This is a genomic window from Streptomyces sp. 8N114 (assembly GCF_052245835.1).
Classification (GTDB): Bacteria; Actinomycetota; Actinomycetes; order Streptomycetales; family Streptomycetaceae; genus Streptomyces.
In genome coordinates this window covers 14,830-30,402 of the sequence record NZ_JBQQBT010000033.1, presented here as the reverse complement: position 1 = coordinate 30,402, position 15,573 = coordinate 14,830, and the positions used below count along the sequence as shown (strand labels likewise).

Annotated in this window: 16 protein-coding genes; 15 read left to right on the top strand and 1 reads right to left on the bottom strand. The window is 69.6% G+C overall.

Annotation, left to right across the window (positions count from 1 at the left end):
- Positions 1 to 43 precede the first annotated feature (43 nt).
- The 12 genes from ACTWQF_RS34110 to ACTWQF_RS34055 all read left to right on the top strand — a co-directional run bounded on the left by ACTWQF_RS34110 (position 44) and on the right by ACTWQF_RS34055 (position 12,257).
- The gene (locus ACTWQF_RS34110) at positions 44 to 1,204 is read left to right on the top strand and encodes a hypothetical protein (protein WP_443283635.1); all 1,161 of its coding nucleotides are present in this window, start codon (positions 44 to 46) and stop codon (positions 1,202 to 1,204) included.
- Positions 1,205 to 1,501: 297 nt separating this feature from the next.
- The gene (locus ACTWQF_RS34105) at positions 1,502 to 3,109 is read left to right on the top strand and encodes an FtsK/SpoIIIE domain-containing protein (protein ID WP_443283634.1); all 1,608 of its coding nucleotides are present in this window, start codon (positions 1,502 to 1,504) and stop codon (positions 3,107 to 3,109) included.
- Positions 3,110 to 3,273: 164 nt separating this feature from the next.
- Positions 3,274 to 4,272, top strand: coding sequence for a C40 family peptidase (locus ACTWQF_RS34100; RefSeq protein WP_443283633.1), 999 nt, complete (start codon positions 3,274 to 3,276; stop codon positions 4,270 to 4,272).
- Position 4,273: 1 nt separating this feature from the next.
- Complete coding sequence (locus ACTWQF_RS34095) at positions 4,274 to 4,549, top strand: hypothetical protein (protein ID WP_443283632.1); 276 nt, start codon at positions 4,274 to 4,276, stop codon at positions 4,547 to 4,549.
- 4 nt (positions 4,550 to 4,553) lie between these two features.
- Positions 4,554 to 5,852, top strand: coding sequence for a hypothetical protein (locus ACTWQF_RS34090; protein ID WP_443283631.1), 1,299 nt, complete (start codon positions 4,554 to 4,556; stop codon positions 5,850 to 5,852).
- A gap of 96 nt (positions 5,853 to 5,948) precedes the next feature.
- Positions 5,949 to 7,019, top strand: a complete 1,071-nt coding sequence (locus ACTWQF_RS34085; protein ID WP_443283630.1) for a hypothetical protein — start codon at positions 5,949 to 5,951, stop codon at positions 7,017 to 7,019.
- The gene (locus ACTWQF_RS34080; protein WP_443283629.1) at positions 7,016 to 8,695 is read left to right on the top strand and encodes a hypothetical protein; all 1,680 of its coding nucleotides are present in this window, start codon (positions 7,016 to 7,018) and stop codon (positions 8,693 to 8,695) included. The genes ACTWQF_RS34085 and ACTWQF_RS34080 overlap by 4 nt, the downstream gene beginning before the upstream one ends.
- Positions 8,688 to 9,302: a hypothetical protein gene (locus ACTWQF_RS34075; RefSeq protein ID WP_443283628.1), complete on the top strand. Its 615-nt coding sequence runs from the start codon at positions 8,688 to 8,690 to the stop codon at positions 9,300 to 9,302. The genes ACTWQF_RS34080 and ACTWQF_RS34075 overlap by 8 nt, the downstream gene beginning before the upstream one ends.
- A gap of 216 nt (positions 9,303 to 9,518) precedes the next feature.
- Positions 9,519 to 9,740 (top strand): hypothetical protein, encoded by a 222-nt coding sequence (locus tag ACTWQF_RS34070; RefSeq protein WP_443283627.1) that lies wholly within the window; start codon positions 9,519 to 9,521, stop codon positions 9,738 to 9,740.
- Between the two features lie 182 nt (positions 9,741 to 9,922).
- Positions 9,923 to 10,507 (top strand): hypothetical protein, encoded by a 585-nt coding sequence (locus tag ACTWQF_RS34065; protein WP_443283626.1) that lies wholly within the window; start codon positions 9,923 to 9,925, stop codon positions 10,505 to 10,507.
- A 700-nt stretch (positions 10,508 to 11,207) separates the two neighbouring features.
- The gene (locus ACTWQF_RS34060; protein WP_443283625.1) at positions 11,208 to 11,669 is read left to right on the top strand and encodes an RRQRL motif-containing zinc-binding protein; all 462 of its coding nucleotides are present in this window, start codon (positions 11,208 to 11,210) and stop codon (positions 11,667 to 11,669) included.
- A gap of 30 nt (positions 11,670 to 11,699) precedes the next feature.
- The gene (locus tag ACTWQF_RS34055; protein ID WP_443283624.1) at positions 11,700 to 12,257 is read left to right on the top strand and encodes a hypothetical protein; all 558 of its coding nucleotides are present in this window, start codon (positions 11,700 to 11,702) and stop codon (positions 12,255 to 12,257) included.
- A 143-nt stretch (positions 12,258 to 12,400) separates the two neighbouring features.
- Here the strand turns inward: ACTWQF_RS34055 and ACTWQF_RS34050 are convergent, their stop codons facing one another.
- Positions 12,401 to 13,603 (bottom strand): IS110 family transposase, encoded by a 1,203-nt coding sequence (locus ACTWQF_RS34050; RefSeq protein ID WP_443283623.1) that lies wholly within the window; start codon positions 13,601 to 13,603, stop codon positions 12,401 to 12,403.
- A gap of 208 nt (positions 13,604 to 13,811) precedes the next feature.
- Between ACTWQF_RS34050 and ACTWQF_RS34045 the strand changes: the two genes are divergently transcribed.
- From ACTWQF_RS34045 to ACTWQF_RS34035, 3 genes are read left to right on the top strand one after another with little or no spacing between them, the layout of a single operon-like run.
- Complete coding sequence (locus tag ACTWQF_RS34045; protein ID WP_443283622.1) at positions 13,812 to 14,804, top strand: AAA family ATPase; 993 nt, start codon at positions 13,812 to 13,814, stop codon at positions 14,802 to 14,804.
- Positions 14,801 to 15,145: a hypothetical protein gene (locus tag ACTWQF_RS34040; RefSeq protein WP_443283621.1), complete on the top strand. Its 345-nt coding sequence runs from the start codon at positions 14,801 to 14,803 to the stop codon at positions 15,143 to 15,145. Before ACTWQF_RS34045 ends, ACTWQF_RS34040 begins: the two co-directional genes overlap by 4 nt.
- Positions 15,142 to 15,561: a hypothetical protein gene (locus ACTWQF_RS34035; protein ID WP_443283620.1), complete on the top strand. Its 420-nt coding sequence runs from the start codon at positions 15,142 to 15,144 to the stop codon at positions 15,559 to 15,561. The genes ACTWQF_RS34040 and ACTWQF_RS34035 overlap by 4 nt, the downstream gene beginning before the upstream one ends.
- Positions 15,562 to 15,573: the final 12 nt, after the last annotated feature.

Here is a 15,573-nt window from a genome sequence, read left to right as displayed (position 1 = left end):
CTGGCCGCGCCGCACCGCACGCTTCCCGAAGGGAGAAAGCAGCATGACCAGCAAGAACTTCCGTCCCGGAGCGTGGCTTCGGGGCATGTCGCCGCGGGGCCTGGTCCTGGGCATCCTGGGCGCCGTCACTCTCGGGGTGGCTGTGCTGTCGATGTACGTCAGCTTCCAGATTCTCGACCCCCGCTTCGGGTCCTGGGCCGCGCCGACGGTGGGCGCTTTGGACGCGCTGTGGGTGGTCTTCCAGCTCACGGAGATCCTCTCCGGCAACAACAACCGGCGCGCCCGCCGCGTCCGCTGCGCCGGTCTGGCTCTCACCCTGGTCAACGCCGCGATCCCCACCACCGATCTGATCCTCTCGGGCGCGGGCGGCGGCTTCGACCTGGCTGTGGTGCTGACGCCTATCGCGATCGTGGCGACCAAGACCGCCTGGTGGATCACCCTTCCCTCGCTGGGACGGCCGGTCTCCCCCGGCACCCGGCAGGCGCTGCTGGCCAAGAGGCGGGAGGTCGCCGACCGCCTGGAGGAGATGGAGGCGGAAGCCTCCCACCGTATCGAGGTCCTCAAGCTGGCCGCGACGCTGGACGAGCAGGTGGCGCAGGCGGAGGCGGACTACCGCCTCTCGGTGCTCAAGACGCAGAAGTCCACGACCGAGGCACTGCACAAGGAAGCGGAGGCCACCGCCAAGACCCTCACCGAGAAGACCCTCCCGCCGGCCGTGGGTGCTATCCGGCTCCCGGAGCTGGGCACGTGGACTCCCGGCACGCCGCAGCTGACCACCGGCACACCCGGCACGGCCAGCGACACGGGTACGGATGCGGGAGACACGCAGGCCAGCGGCACATCCGGCACGGGCGAGGGTGACACCGACACGCGGGCGGCACGCGAGAAGCGTGCCGAGCGGCTCGCCGAGCTGGCGAGCGTGGCGGGCGTGCCGACACCCACGCCCGGCACCGAGCTGAGCAATGAGCAGCTGCTCGTCGTCATGCGGCACCTGCGGCACAGCGAGGACCCGCCTCTCTCCTACCGGCAGGCCGAACCCGCGTTCCGTGCGGAGAAGTTCATCGGCAGTGCGGAGCGGCTGCGCAAGGCGTGGGCCCAGGTGAAGGGGGAGGAGAAGGCAGCCATCGGAGACGGCGGCCGGGACGAAGACGAGAACGAGGACGAGGACAGCGAGGACGAGGAGCAGGAGCCTCACCGGCTCTGATCTCCGGCGTCCGGCACACGCCAGTGACGGCCAGCCCGCACCCCTGCGGGCTGGCCGTTGCTGCGACTGCCGGAAGCACCCAGCACCCCGCAGTCGAGGCGGTGCAGACCCGGCGAGTGACCTGGCGAGCGGCTCTTTCGCAGACCCAGGAAGCAGACCCGGCGCGCACCCCGCAGAACACAAAGACCGCGTCGACCATGACCGGAAGGAGGAGGTGTGGCAAAGAGGAAAAGAGCAGCTCAGGGGGGTGGTGAAGACACCTGGGGTCAGGCCGCCGGTGCGATCGGCGGCCTGGCCGTGGTCTTCGGCATCCTGGCCGCGATCAAGGACAAGCTCGGCCTGTCCTGGCCGGCCACCGTGCTGCTGACCGCAGGTGCGCTGGTCGCGCTGGGCTACCTGGCCTGGCGCATCCGTGTGGCCGTCACCCGTGCGTGGGCGCGCGACCAGCGGCCCGCCACGGCCCTGAAGCAGGAGGCCGGGAAGCAGGCCGGGAAGGCGGAGAAGACCGCCGAGTCGGCCGTCGAGGTGGCCGTCGAGTCGGCTGTCGAGGCAGCCGGGGAGGCTGTTGGGGCGCATCCGCATCCGCAGCTGACCGGCGACTTGCGCGCGTCGGGCGTACTGAACCGGGAAGAGCTGGTGCGGGCCGATGAGGTCAGCATCGAGAAGCTTCCCGGGGTGGGTACGCGCTTCGACTTCCTGGTGCCTCCTGGGCGTACCTACAAGGACGTGGAGAAGCGGCTGGGGAATCTGGCCGGTGTCTTCGGCGTCACGCGGCTGCACACCAAGCTGGAGCGCAGCCGCCGCAACGAGCGCCAGGTGCAGCTGCTGGTCCTGGACGAACCTCCCTTCACGCGGGCTTTCACCCCGCCGACCAGGGAGGAGATCCGGGCGTTCGACGGGGTGCCCTTCGGGCACGACGTCGTCGGCCGGCTGGCGGGCGTGCCCACGTTCGAGCGGGCGTCGCTGCTGATCGGCGGCATGACCCAGATGGGCAAAACCACGCTGGTCAACGGGCTCATCACGTGCCTGCTGATCGCCTACGGCGAATTCGACCTGTATCTGCTGGACGGGAAATTCTGCGGCCTGACCAGGTACGAAAAGGTCGCGGCCCGCTATGAGGCGTCCGATGATCCGGTCGTCTTCGAGTCGATGGTCGATGAGCTGAATGCCCGCTCGGACCGCCGTTACGAGAAGATCCAGGAGGCCATTCGCAATCGGCGGCCCGCTCCGGCATTCCGGCCGGTTTTCTTCATCGTGGACGAGGCGGCGGACTTCTTCGCCGACGACGGGACACCCGCCGGGAGGGAGCAGGCGCGGCGGATCGCGGATAAAACCCGCTCGCTGGTCGCCAAGTGCCTGGAGTCCGGTATCTCCACCGTGATGCTCACGCAGCGTCCTTCGCAGAATGCGATTCCGGTGATGGTGCGGGATCAATTCCTCTACCGCATGTGCCTGTATGTGGCATCGGAAGGAACCGCGAAAGTCGCGCTCGGGGACACCTACTTCGAGACGGTAGCCCCGATCAACCCTGTCCTGATCGACTCGGAAATCAAGGGGCAGGGCGTACTTTTCGCGCACGGGACCTCCACGCTCCTCCGGGGATTCAATTTTTCGGACGAATTCATGTGGCAGGTCGCGGACGAGGTGCACGACCGTCGGCAGAAGGCGCTCACCGAAAATCCGGAATCGCCTCTCCTTCAAGCGATCAGCTTCATGAAGAAGCAGGGCTCAGACTTCGTTCTCACGTCTGAGCTGGCGCCGGAACTCGGGGTTGAGGAGACCGAGCCGACCGAACGCGGAAAGCGCCTGAGCCAGTTGCTGGGCGTGCCGTCGCACCGGAGTACCAAGGGTGCGCGCGGCTACCGGCTGGAGGACCTCACCGCAGCCGCGATGTCCGATTCGTGACCGTCACCCGGCACCGTCAGGCCACCGTCGAAGCACCGTCACCCAGGCAGGCCGGGTGACGGTGCTTCCGGTCCGGGTGACGGTGCTTCGACGGTCCCTTGTCGGTGCCGGGTGGCGGTGCTGACCAGCACAGACGTCCAAAAACCAAGGAAGGAGGCAAACAGGTGCTGCGCACCTCCACAGCCGTCGGAATCGGGGCGGGAGCGACCGCGGCCGTTGTCGTGGCCGCGCTCGTGCAGGCCGCCGGCGATGACCCGGTGATCAAGGCCGGGCTGAGCCTGTCCGTACCCGCCAAGTACAAGGCACTCGTTGAGAAGGCGGGAGACACCTGCCCGGAAGTGACGCCGAATCTGTTGGCGGCGCTTCTCACTCAGGAATCCGGGTTCAACCCGCGAGCGCGCAGCCCGGTCGGTGCGACCGGGATCGCGCAGTTCATGCCGGCCACGTGGGCAAGCCACGGAATCGACGGAAACAGCGACGGAAAAAAGAACGTCCAGGATCCGCAGGACGCGATCCCCTCCGCCGGGCGCTACCTGTGCGATATAGCCGACGACGTCAAGGACGTTCCCGGCGACAAGCAGAAGAACATGCTTGCCGCCTACAACGCCGGAAGCGGCGCCGTCCTCAAATACGGCGGCGTCCCTCCCTACAAGGAAACACGCAACTACGTCCGGTCCATCACATCCATGGCCAAAAAACCAGCCGGACGAAAATCTGCCAGCACGGACCAGGCCACCACCGCGCTCAACGCGGCACGGAAGATGCTCGGCAAACCGTATTCGTGGGGCGGGGGGACAGCAGGAGGGCCCAGTACCGGCATCTGCTGCTCCCCCAAAGGCCGGTCGGGGGAGTCCGTTCTCGGGTTCGACTGCTCCGGGCTCACCCTCTACGCCTATGCGAAGGCGGGAATCACGCTGCCGCGCACTGCCGCCCAGCAGTACGCCGCATCCGAGCCGGTAAAACCCGGCCATATGAAGCCGGGCGATCTGGTGTTCTACGGCGCCACCACATCGACGATTCACCACGTCGGTATCTACGTCGGCGGCGGCTGGATTCTCAACGCCCCGCGGCCCGGGGCGAAGGTCCGCTACGACCCCATGGACGTGATGAGCGATCTGGTCGCTGTCGCCCGCCCCACCTCCCACCCCAACAAGGAGATCTGACATGCGTAAGCTCACCTCCCTTGCCAAGCCCGTCGACATGTCCAAGGGCTTCACCGACTTCTTCGACACCATCGGCCTGACCGGCGGCGGCCTGGTCACCAAGGGCGTCGCCGCGGTGATCGCCGTGATCGCGGTGCGGATGCTGCTGCAGCTGTCCGGCGACCCCAAGGGCGCCCTGCGCAAGGGGTCGATGGCCATCGGCACGCTGTTCGTCGCCGTGGTCCTCGCGCTCTACGGCGACACCCTCTTCGGCACCGTGACCGACGCGAAGGGCTGAGCGCATGCCCCGCAAAGACAAAGACCCCTGCGATGACATCCCTGGCCCGTTCAAGGAGGATTGCGAAGGGGGAAGCGGCGCTCCGCCCGGTGTTCCGGACGGAGGTGGCGCCTCCGACTGTGCCGGCCCCGCCGGCGACTGGTGCAAGAACAAACACTCGGACGGAGGCGGCGGCCTCGACGGAGGCGGCGGCCTCACCGATGGTGCCTCTGATCACGTCAAGGACCTTGCCGACAGCCTTCTGAAGACCCTCAAGCACCTGGTGGCGCCCGGGGATACCTGGGCGCCGGAGAAGGCCGACAGCTGGGTGTACCAGCAGTTTCTGTGGCTGGGACAGCACCTGACTGCGGCGATCTTCATCTGCGTGGTCGTGGTGTGCGCCCTGACCGCCTGGCAGGGCGCACCCCGGCTCAAGCAGATGGGCTCCTCAACGGGCTGGGCTCTGGCGGCTGTTGCCGGCATGGCGTCGGTCCCCGGCGTGGTGATGCTGCTGAACAAGGCCGTGAGCAATGCCTTCAGCGTCATGTTCGACAGCAACGAGTCCACCCTGTTCACCGTCATCCGTGAGGACCTGGACAAGGGGGCCGATGCGGGGAACCCGCTGGCGATCCTGGTGCTGGTCTCCGCGCTGGTGGTGGCCCTCGGCTTCGCTGCGCTGGTGTTCATGACGCGGCAGCTGGGGATTCTGGCGTTCGTGTGCATGGCCCCGCTGGTGCTGGCCTCCCTGGCCCGTGCTGGTGACACCTCGGCGGTCAAGGCCTGGGCGCAGCGGCTGCTGGGGCTGATCCTGGCGCCGTTCGCGCTGCTGCTGGTCTCCCCTTTCGTGGAGATGGCGAAGGGGTCGCTGGTGGTGGACTCGGTGCTGCTGGTCGCAGCGGACGTCCTGATGCTGCGGATGATCTTCCATGGGGTGCCGTATTTCGGGCCCAGGGTCGCCCGCGGCGCCAGGAGCTTCGTGGAGAACCGCACCGACCACCCGCTGGCCCATGCGGTCATGCGGGCCGGTGCTCCGGATGTACGGGAGCAGGAGAACGCCCCCCGGCATCCCCGCACCGTGGACACCCCGGGGCGCGGCATGAGCCGGGACCGCGGTGTCCTGTTCGCCGCGTACGGGCTCCCGCAGCACACGAGGCCGGCACGGCTGACGACCCAGTCGGCCGTCTCCCAGATCAACGAGGACGCCGACCGCCGCACACGGCTGGTGACTGCCCGTCGCGAAGCGCGGGTCGCAGCCACACAGCGCCAGCAGAACCAGCAGGAGCCCAACACCGGTCCGGTACCGGACCGCTCGCACCGCCCCTGAACCGCCCAGCCAAGCCCCGGGCGTGTGCCCTCCCGCCGCACGGCGGCGGCACACGCCCGGGGAGGCGGCGGTCCACCCGACTTCGAGGAGAATTCCGTGTATTCCCTGACCCCCGGATACCGCATCCCCGGGCTGCAGCGCGGGCTGAGCCCCGTCGAATCCCTGGCGACCAAGGCCAACGCCGGGGTCGGGGCAGCCGTGCTGATGTCGGCCGCGATCACCCCGCCGCCGGTGTGGACGTTCGGCGCGGTCGGTGCGGCCGCGGCCCTGCTCAACCTCGCCCCGGGCCCGCGCTCGGTCGCCCGCTGGGCAGCCGTCGGCTACCGCCGCCTGCGCGAACACACCGCCCCCGAAGCGGCATTCACCCAGCAGGGCGCGACGGTCACCTGGGGCCTGTACCCCGAGCACGGCACCATGCAGGACCCCCAGCGCCGGACAGCATTCCACGCCGCGTTCTCCCGCGCCCTGACGTTCGCGGGCGGGCAGGCCCGCCATGCCGGCATCCAGGTGCACGTCACCCACCACGCCACCACCGGCGAGCACACCGCCCATACCCAGACCGTCTCCGTGCACGTCCCCAAGGGGCTGGGCAACCCGGACCGTGTCCTGGACACGCTGCAAGGCGAGTTCGCTTCCCTGGGCGCCCTGGCCACCTACACCCCCGACCCCATCCCGGCCGTGGCCGAACGGGGCCCGGGCTGGGTGGCACTGGAGGACGGACGGTACGCCGCGACCGCACGGATCACAGGCTGGCCCGAGGAGACCGACGGCGACCTGATGCCGAAACTCCTGCTGGGCCAAGCCGCCCAGAGGTCGGTGGCCGTGATGTACCGGCCGCTGCCGGTAGCCCAGTCCCGCCGCTCCGCGAAGTGGCAGAACGCCGCGTCCGAGGCATTCACCACCGACAAGGTCAAGCAGGCCGCCCACGACATGGCCAGCAGCACCGCACACGCCTCCCTCGTCCAGGGCGCCACCCTCGTGGACCTCGACGCCTACCTGACCGTGTGGGGCCAGGACCCCGAAGAGGTGATCGACGCGCGCTGGCAGGCATCCCTCACCGCGGACCGGCACCGCATCCAACTGGACTGGCTCACCGGCCAGCAGCACCGCGCCCACGTGATGACCACCTCGCACGGGGCCTCCACCAGGAAGGGAACGATCCTGTGATCCGCCTGCCCACCACCCACGCCGCGATCACCGCACCCCTCGTCGCCTCCGACACCCACTTCCCTGGCATTCCGATCGGCCGGTCGCTGCTGGACGGGCGCCCCTTCCACCTCTCCCCCGTCCTGGCCCCGGCCGCGGTCCTGCCCGCCACCAGCAGCCTCGCCCTGGGCGGCCTCGGCTCAGGGAAAAGCGCCACGGCCAAGACGAGAATCCGCCGCGAGATCCTCCAAAACCACCACCAGGCCGTCGTCATCGACTCCTTCGGCGAGGACAGCACCAGCGGTGAATGGGCGCCGCTGGTCCGCTCCCTGGGCGGCCGGGTCATCGACGCCGGCCGCTTCACCCTCAACCCGTGCTCGCATCTGTTCCCGCCCGAGGTCCGCGAGCAGCTGGTCCGCTCCCTGATCGCCGCCGTCGAACCGGGCGCGCTCACCCACCAGGCCACCCACGCACTCCAGCACGCCCTCAACCACCCCAAGGCCACCGCACTGGGCGGCCTGGTCGACGTTCTGGTCAGCCCCGAAGAAGGCCGGTGGCCGGCGGAGAAGCTCACCGAGTGGGGCGAAGGCGCAGCGATTGCCCTGTCCCGCTACACCGAGGGCTCGCTGCGCGGCCTGTTCGACGGGCAGGACGCGACCCTGCCCGAGACCGACCTGCCGATCATCTCCTTCGACTTCACCGCGCTGGACCGCAATTCGCCGGCGATCCCGAGCCTGATGGCGGCCGTGGCCTGCTGGGCAGAGCACGTGTGGCTGCGCGAGTCCACCGCCGTGCACCGGCACCTGGTCCTGGAAGAGGCATGGCAAATCCTGCTCTCCCCCGCGACCGCCGAACTGATCCAGCGGCTCCTGAAGAACAGCCGCAAGGCGGCCTTGTCGCTGGATGTGGTGATGCACACCCTCTCCGACCTCGGACAAGGTCGGGCCACCGACCTGGCCCGACTGTGCGAGATCGCCCACGTCGGCCGCCTGGGACCGGAAGAAGCCGCCCTCGTCGGCGCCCTGCTGGGCCTGCCCGCCTGGGCGATCGAGCGGATCCCCACCCTCGCCCAGGGCGAGGCCATCTGGAAAGTCGGCCCCAACTACATCGACGTCGTCAAGACCCTCCTGGACGAGGAAGAGGGGGTTCTGACTGACACCTCCTCCCGGCGCCGCATGGCCCAGCAGGCACCGGCCGTCGAACAGGAGGAGGCCACCGACACCGTCGAACAGGAGGCCGGGCAGGAAGCCGAAGAAGAAGGGCTCCTCGAAGACGAGCCCACGGTGACGCTGACGAAGTACGAGACGGAGCCGGACAAGGAATTGCCGGTCCCCACCGACCGGGCCGACTGGCACACCGACGAGCCCACAGAAGGTTGGGACTGGGAGATGCCACCCAACGTCATCGACACCCCCAACATCATCGACATCGACACCAGCGACGGCGGCGTCGGCACCGATACCCGGCACGAGACGGTTCTCCAAGTCGCCAGGGAGGGACGCATCGCGGAAGCCGCACAGCTCGCGGCTCTCGGCGAGCGCTCCGACATCACTGCCCACGGCATCAACTCCCCCCAGGCCGCCGCCTGGATCCTCACCCGCGCCCGCGTCGCGGATATGTCCGGAAGCCGAAGCCAAGCCGCGCACCTGCGCGCAACCGTCACCCGCATGCGAAGGGAGGCCCGCTCGTATGGCTGACCAGGACTGGTGGGCGAAGGACAATGCCAAGGACGCCTCGCCCGCATGGCACCAGGCGCCCCCGCCCCCCGCTGTGGTACCGCCGCCGCCGCCGGCGCCTGACCGGACACCGGCGCGGCCAAGCCGACGGACCTGGACCACCGTGGCCGCCGTCGCCGCACTGACCCTCACGGCCGGAGGCGTGTGGCAGCACGCCCAGGACGAACGGCGGGCCCAGGAACGCGAACAGAAAGCCGCCGTCTACAAGGGACGGTCCGGAACAGAGTTCAGCCTCGACGGTGTCCAGGCCGAGGTGATCGCCCAGTGGAACAGCCACAGAGACCACGTGACGGTCGAACTGCGTTCCTGGTACGACAAGGACGCCAAATACCTGCGCATCACCGCGTCCGACAAGGACGCCAGCAAAGTCCAGAAATACGGCTGGTACATCGAAGAACCCGCGATCACGCTCCCCGTGCACGACTACCTCGCCGACGTCTCAGTCCGAGTCGAAGTCGGCGGAAAGACATGGACGAAGGGCACCAAACCGTCCTCCCGGACGGTCCGTCTCTCCCCCACCGACCTCGCCTACGACGCGAAGACCGGGCAGAGACTGCCGCACGACTAGAACCAAGCCATATCGCACCTGATGGCCCGCCCTCCAGGGGCGGGCCATCAGTCTTGCGTGCCGCAACGCACAGCGGCGCCACCGCTCCGGGTCCCCTGTCTCCCGCCCGAACACCGCTTGATGCGGCTCGGACGCGGGGCAGGCCACCCGGCCCCGCCCCCGCTTCCGTGTGCCCATCACGAAAACCCCACTCACCAGCGAAGGAGAACTCTTCCAGTGGCGAAGCCCCCGCGCGTCATAGGCGTCCTGACCGAACCAGCCCGGCCCACCTGGTGGCGAGCCCACCGCCACAAGGTGCTGTTCGTCGCAGGTCTGTTCCTCGGCTACCAGCTCGCCATTGCCGCCGGCGCCGCCCCGGCCGAACAGCCACCCCGACCCGGACACACCACACCAGCCCTCCAGGGGCCCGTGCACATCACACCCCGCCACTCCAACTGACCGCACCGTCCCCCGTCTGCGAGACGCTCCCGGAGACCGTGGCCGCGCCCTGGCGCTCGTCCCGCAGACGGCACCCCCGCCGGCCCGGGCACTTACCTCACCCCGCTCCGCCAACCCGCCCGCAGCCACGCGTTGATGGCCTGACAACTGCCAAGCCCGCTCGTACGGAAGGAACCCCGACCATGCCCCTCACCACTCTCTTCGCTCGCCGCCCCGCCCTCATCGAATCGACCGTCTGCGAGCCCGAGACACTGCCGGAGTCCGGGGAGACCTGGCAGCCCGAGGGCGTCACCATCGCCCAGCGGTACTACAACCAGGCACACGCGGTCGTCCTCGTCTACACCGCCGACGACGGGACGACCGGCACTTACTACGCGGTCGCATGCCTCGGCTGCCACTTCGCCTCCGCAGAGGACGAGCGGCGCACCTACAACCCGCGCTACAGCCTCACGGACGCCGCGAAGACCGCGAATAAACACGCCACGGCCTGCCGTGCGCTGCCCCGCGACATCCCCGCCCGCCCGGACGACGCCACCGTGCGCGAGTGGCTGCGCAGCTGGGCGAGCGGCGCCCGCCGCCGGAACAAGGACGTCCAGCTGTGGCTGTCCGACCTGGACCTGATCCGCCTCACCATCCAGCGCCCCAACGACTGGATCGAGGCCGCACTCCAGCAGCTGGCAGTCGACCAACCCGAGATCCTGCGCACCGAGCGCAGCAAGTACAGCGACCGCATCTTCTACTACGCACGCAGCCTCCCGGAGAACTGACCGGCGCTCTTCGTGCGACCCCGCCCGCCAGCCTCCCCGCGGCCGGGGCCGTGCGGTGTCCGCCAGGTCCGCTGCCCCGGACCAGTCGAGACTTCGCCCCGGGACAGGCGCTCAAGGCGTCCGAACCAGATTGCCTGCCCCGGGTCCACCCATCCGGTACGAGACGAGACGGAGAACTCAAGTATGTCCTCCCTTGGCGGGCAGCTGGGCCCGTGGAAGCCATCACCGGACCTGGTGGCGCAGGTGCTCCAGCAGCTGCCCCATCTGAAGCAGTGACCGGCCGCCGCCGACGTCCCGGTCATCGCCGTCCTCGCCTGGACGACCGCCTCAGCCCTCGCCCTGCGCGGGCTGAGCCTGCGACCGGCGATCTTCACCTTCCGGCTCCGGCCGCCCCGCCGGCCGAAGACACCCACAACAACGTGCACCCGCTGCAGAAGCGCTGACCTCCCGGCCGCTATGCCTGGTCCTCGCCGACCCGTCGCGGTGGACGAGGACCGGACAGTGCGTCCGGCCGCTTTGCCCGCGCCCGCCAACGAACACCGTCGGCGGGCAAGGCACTTGGCGCTCTACTCCCTCGATGTCTGGAGGAACCGCTCGTGCTCATCCGCCCGCACCGCCGGATTGGCCAGCCCCGCCCGCAGCGCCCCGGCCCCCGCTACCCGCAGCGCCCCACCCGGCTCCCCGGTACCTGGAGCAGGTGATGCCCCGCCCCCGGAAGAAGCGCCGCCGCGAGATCACGAAGGTGCCGCGCAGCGACGTGACGCTGCCGGAGTTCGACCGGCGCGCTTGTCCCGAGGGCCTGGTCACCCGGCGGCAGTTACGGGAGAAAGGGCTGAGCCCCGGCGGACACGGCCCGGTCGCGGTCCTGCGCTGCAAGGCGTGCTCCTACCGGCCCGACCAGGCGTGCATTCATCCCACCCGGGCCTGGCTCTACAGCGTGGAGCTCGCCCGGCCCAAACGCACGCCGACGCTCGCGCAGGAATGGGCGCTGGACCGGGCCATGGCCGCGAGGTCGACCTGTCCCGGGTGCCAGAGGCGCTACTACTTCTGCCTCCCGCTGCGCACCCAGGGCCGCTGCGACCCCTGCGAGAAGGGCTACGAGCCCAGCCCCGACACGTACTTCGCGTCCACGGCCCCGGTGACCCACCGGCTGGCCGCCTGAACAACGACCCTCCCGAAGGAGAAGTCACCGATGCTCAGCAGCCTGTTCACCCGTCGCCCCGACGTGCAGGACTCGGCCCTCCTCTGGACGCCGCCGGGCACCACCGTCGTCCAGCGCTACCGCAACACCCTCGGACCGCTGGAGGGCGCGATCGTCCTCGTCTACACCTCCGCCAGCGAACGCAGCTCCTCCTGCGGCGCCGCGTGCCTGGGCTGCACCTACCGCGCGGCCCGTAACCGCCGCCGCATCCGGCTGACGGAGACGGAGGCCGCCGACCTCGCCAACGCGCACGCCGCCCACTGCCGCGCGATCAACCGAGGCGTCCCGGCGCTCCCCGACGACGCCGACGCCGCGCAGACCGTGCGCACCCGCCTTCTGAGCAAGCGCCCGCACGGCCCCTCGCCGCACCTCGTGCACCTGACCGACTTCATCGAGGACCGCGTCGACCTCCAGCGCGACAACGACTTCATCAAGCAGGCGATGTTCGAGATCGCGCGGACCGAAGGTGACTTCCTCAAGGCCGCGCCCGCGTACAGCGGCAGCACCGGCACCCGGTTCCTGGTCCAGCCGCACCCGCCCCGGAAGTAACCGCCACACCACACAGACCATCGCCCCGGCCGAATCGGCCGGGGCGACAGCGCTTCCGCGGGGCGACCGCAGCATCGGCAAGAGACCGGCCGCCCCGCTCCCCTTTCACCCATGTCGAGATCAGGAGAATCTCAATGATCGTGTCAAGCCGCCTGCGTGATCGGCGGGGCGGAGGTGAACAGCCTTTTGTCACGCAACATCGCCCACAGCACGTCGACCCGGCGGCGGGCGAGTGCCAGCAGGGCCTGGGTGTGCAGCAGGCCCTCGGATCGCTTCTTGAGGTAGTAGTCCCGCGAGGGGCCCGGCCGCATCATCGCGGTCTGCGCCGACATGTAGAAGATGTGCCGCAGGCGCCGGTTGTAGCGCTTGGGCCGATGGTAGTTGCCGGTTCGGCGGCCGGAGTCCCGGGCGACCGGGGCCAGGCCGGCGTGCGAGGCGAGGCGGCCCGCGTTCTTGTAGCCGCCCAGGTCACCCACGATAGCGACGAGCTCGGCGCCCAGGATGGGGCCCATGCCGGGCATGGACTCGATGATCTCGGCGCGGTTGTCGGTGCGGAAGGTCTCACGGATCTCCCGGTCGTTGTCCTTGATCCGCTCGTCCAAGGCCAGGAGCTGGTGGGCGAGGTCGCAGACCAGCTTGGCGGCTCGCTTCTCACCGGGCAGAGCGGTCATCTGCGACTGGGCAGCCTCGACGGCCTTGGTGGCGACTTCGGTGGCACCACGGACCTTGCGGCGTTCCAGCCAGGTCGTCAGCCGCTTGACGCCGATCCGCCGGAGGGCAGCTGGTGTCTGGTACTCGGTCAGCATGACGACCGGTCCCTTGGCCGCGGAGTAGTCGAAGGTCCGCTCCAGGGCGGGGCAGATGCCCACGAGCAGGTCGCGGAGCCGGTTGATCAGCCGGACCCGGTCGGCGATCAGGTCGGCCCGGTGGTTCGTCAGCAGCTGGAGCGTGGAGACCAGTTCAGGCGGAGTGTCCAGCGGAGCGAAGTCCCGGCGCATGCGGGCCTGGTCAGCGATGACTTTCGCGTCCTTGGCGTCGGTCTTGCCTTCGCCCCTGTAGGCGCCGGACATCCGGTTGACCGTGCGGCCTGGCACGTAGACGACCTGCTGGCCGTGAGTGATCAGCAAAGCCAGCAGCAGGGTGGAGGCCCGGCCGGAGAGGTCTACGGCCCACCGCACCTCGTCGGCCCGCTCACGGGCGGTCTCGATGAGCGCCATGATCTGGGCCTCGTCGTTGATCACCTTCGTCGAGAACAGCGTCTCGCCGTCGGCGTCGATCGCCACCGCCCAGTGATGCCCCTTGCCCGCATCGACGCCGACCCATATTCGCGCGTCAGACGTACTCAAGCCCGTCGCTCCGTTCCACCGTGACCAGCACTTCGTGGCCCGGAGAACACTCCGCCGACAGGTCCCTAACCAGCGATGACCGCAGTTCTCAATCAGTGGTCGGAGCGTCCCGGAGGACCGGGCGGCCATTCTCCTTGAGCCATCAACGGCAACCCAGCATCAGCCACACCCGGTCCTCCTGGACCGCCAACATTCTTAGGGAACGAGCATGACCTTCCAGCCGCTCGATACGACGATTCCCGACCCGGCCGTCATCGTGCTCATCGGTCCGGCCGGCTCCGGCAAGTCCACCCTCGCCTCCACCTGGGAGCCCACCCAGATCCTCTCCCTCGACCACTACCGGGCACTCGTCTCAGATGAGGCCGGCGACCAAGCCGCCACCGGCGACGCCGTCTTCGCCCTCCACCGTGTCCTGGAAGCCCGCCTGCGCCGCGGCCTCACCTCCGTCCTCGACGCCACTCACACCGAGGCCCCGGTCCGCGCCCACATCATCCAGACCGCCCGCTGCTACGGCATCCCCACCGTCGCGCTCTTGGTGCCCACCCCGCTTGAGGTGTGCCTGGAACGCAACGCGGCCCGGGCCGACAACCGTCGTGTTCCGGAGGACACTGTCCGCGCGCAGCACCGGGCAGTGGTCGACGCCCACCCGCGCCTGCGCCAGGAGGGCTTCGACCATGTGGTGTTCGCCTCAAGCATCGACCGGCTCGGCCCGCTCCTGCACCGCGCCAGCCAGACCCGGCGGCGAGAGCTGGGCTGGGACGGCGGCGACGGCCTGGGCGATGAGCTCCTGCTGCGCCGCTTCTTCGGCCCCGCCCTCGTGGCCCTCGCCAGCTGGAAGTCCGGCTCCACACTCGCCAACGGCGACCGCGTCCTGGAGCTGAGGGCCGGAGCCGCCTCCCTCACCCTCGCGCTGCGGCTCAACGCTGATGGTGAGGGCGACATCGGGTTCGACGTGCTGCTGCCCTGCCCCGTCACAGAGAACGACACCGAGGACGGCGAGCGCTGCCCCGGACCGGCTTGGGTGCCGGTCTACAACTCCACCGACCTGCACCGGGCCTACCTCGGTGAACTCGAAAATGACGAAGACCTGGTGTGCACCCACTGCGGCTACCGGGGCGAGGTGGACCACGAGGCCGCCGACTGGGAGGCCGGGGCCGACGACGCAGAAGACGGCGTCGGCCTGCAGGCAGTCGCCTCATGAGCACCCGCTCCGGCACCTCCTCCCCCAGCCGACCTGATCCTGCGGTCGGCTGGGACCAGGCGACCTTCCGGTGCGGCCTGTGCGGCGCCGAACGCACGGTCACCACCGAGGAGGACTACCTCCAGACCGTCGGCGCCCACCGCGACGCACACGAATTGATGGCGCGCCTCAACCCCATCGAGCGCGACGGCCTCGCCTCGATCCTGCGTGTCATCTTGTCCGCGCCGGAGCTCGGTGCCGAGTTCCTGGCCCTGGTCGACCAGCAGGACCGGCTCTGCGCTCCCACCACCTCGCCTGCCGACCCACACGACGACCTACAAGCAACAGGAGGTGACGCGTGAGCGTCATCGGCAAGGAAGAAGGCATCGAGCACGGCTCGATGCGCGGCTACCGCCAGCACATCTACCGCAAGGTGCCCGCGACCGAAGAGTGCGGGTGCCTGCAGGCCCTGCGAGAAGAGAACGCCCGAAAGTCCGCCGCCCGGCAGGCCGGCCGCGCCCCGAAGCGAGCTGCCCGGCAGCAGTGGAACGGCAGCCGACTGCGCGGCGCCTCCCGCCCGGAGGCGGACACCGCGATACGGGCCGACTGCCCCACCGCGGGCTGCGGCCAGGAGGCCGTCGGCCGCTTCCCCAAGCAGCGCGCCTGGGTCCGCATCCACGTCACCGGATCCGCCGAGCCCGCCCGGGACTACTGCTCCGGGTCCTGCGCGACGTACGGCATCGCGCTCGCCGAGCTCCGCATGGACAACGTCGCCTGAGCTGGCGGCCGC

Coding starts and splice junctions, on each gene's coding strand:
- ACTWQF_RS34110 (WP_443283635.1), top strand. CDS start 44: ATGACCAGCAAGAACTTCCGTCCCGGAGCGTGGCTTCGGGGCATGTCG.
- ACTWQF_RS34095 (WP_443283632.1), top strand. CDS start 4,274: ATGCGTAAGCTCACCTCCCTTGCCAAGCCCGTCGACATGTCCAAGGGC.
- ACTWQF_RS34090 (WP_443283631.1), top strand. CDS start 4,554: ATGCCCCGCAAAGACAAAGACCCCTGCGATGACATCCCTGGCCCGTTC.
- ACTWQF_RS34075 (WP_443283628.1), top strand. CDS start 8,688: ATGGCTGACCAGGACTGGTGGGCGAAGGACAATGCCAAGGACGCCTCG.
- ACTWQF_RS34065 (WP_443283626.1), top strand. CDS start 9,923: ATGCCCCTCACCACTCTCTTCGCTCGCCGCCCCGCCCTCATCGAATCG.
- ACTWQF_RS34060 (WP_443283625.1), top strand. CDS start 11,208: ATGCCCCGCCCCCGGAAGAAGCGCCGCCGCGAGATCACGAAGGTGCCG.
- ACTWQF_RS34055 (WP_443283624.1), top strand. CDS start 11,700: ATGCTCAGCAGCCTGTTCACCCGTCGCCCCGACGTGCAGGACTCGGCC.
- ACTWQF_RS34045 (WP_443283622.1), top strand. CDS start 13,812: ATGACCTTCCAGCCGCTCGATACGACGATTCCCGACCCGGCCGTCATC.
- ACTWQF_RS34040 (WP_443283621.1), top strand. CDS start 14,801: ATGAGCACCCGCTCCGGCACCTCCTCCCCCAGCCGACCTGATCCTGCG.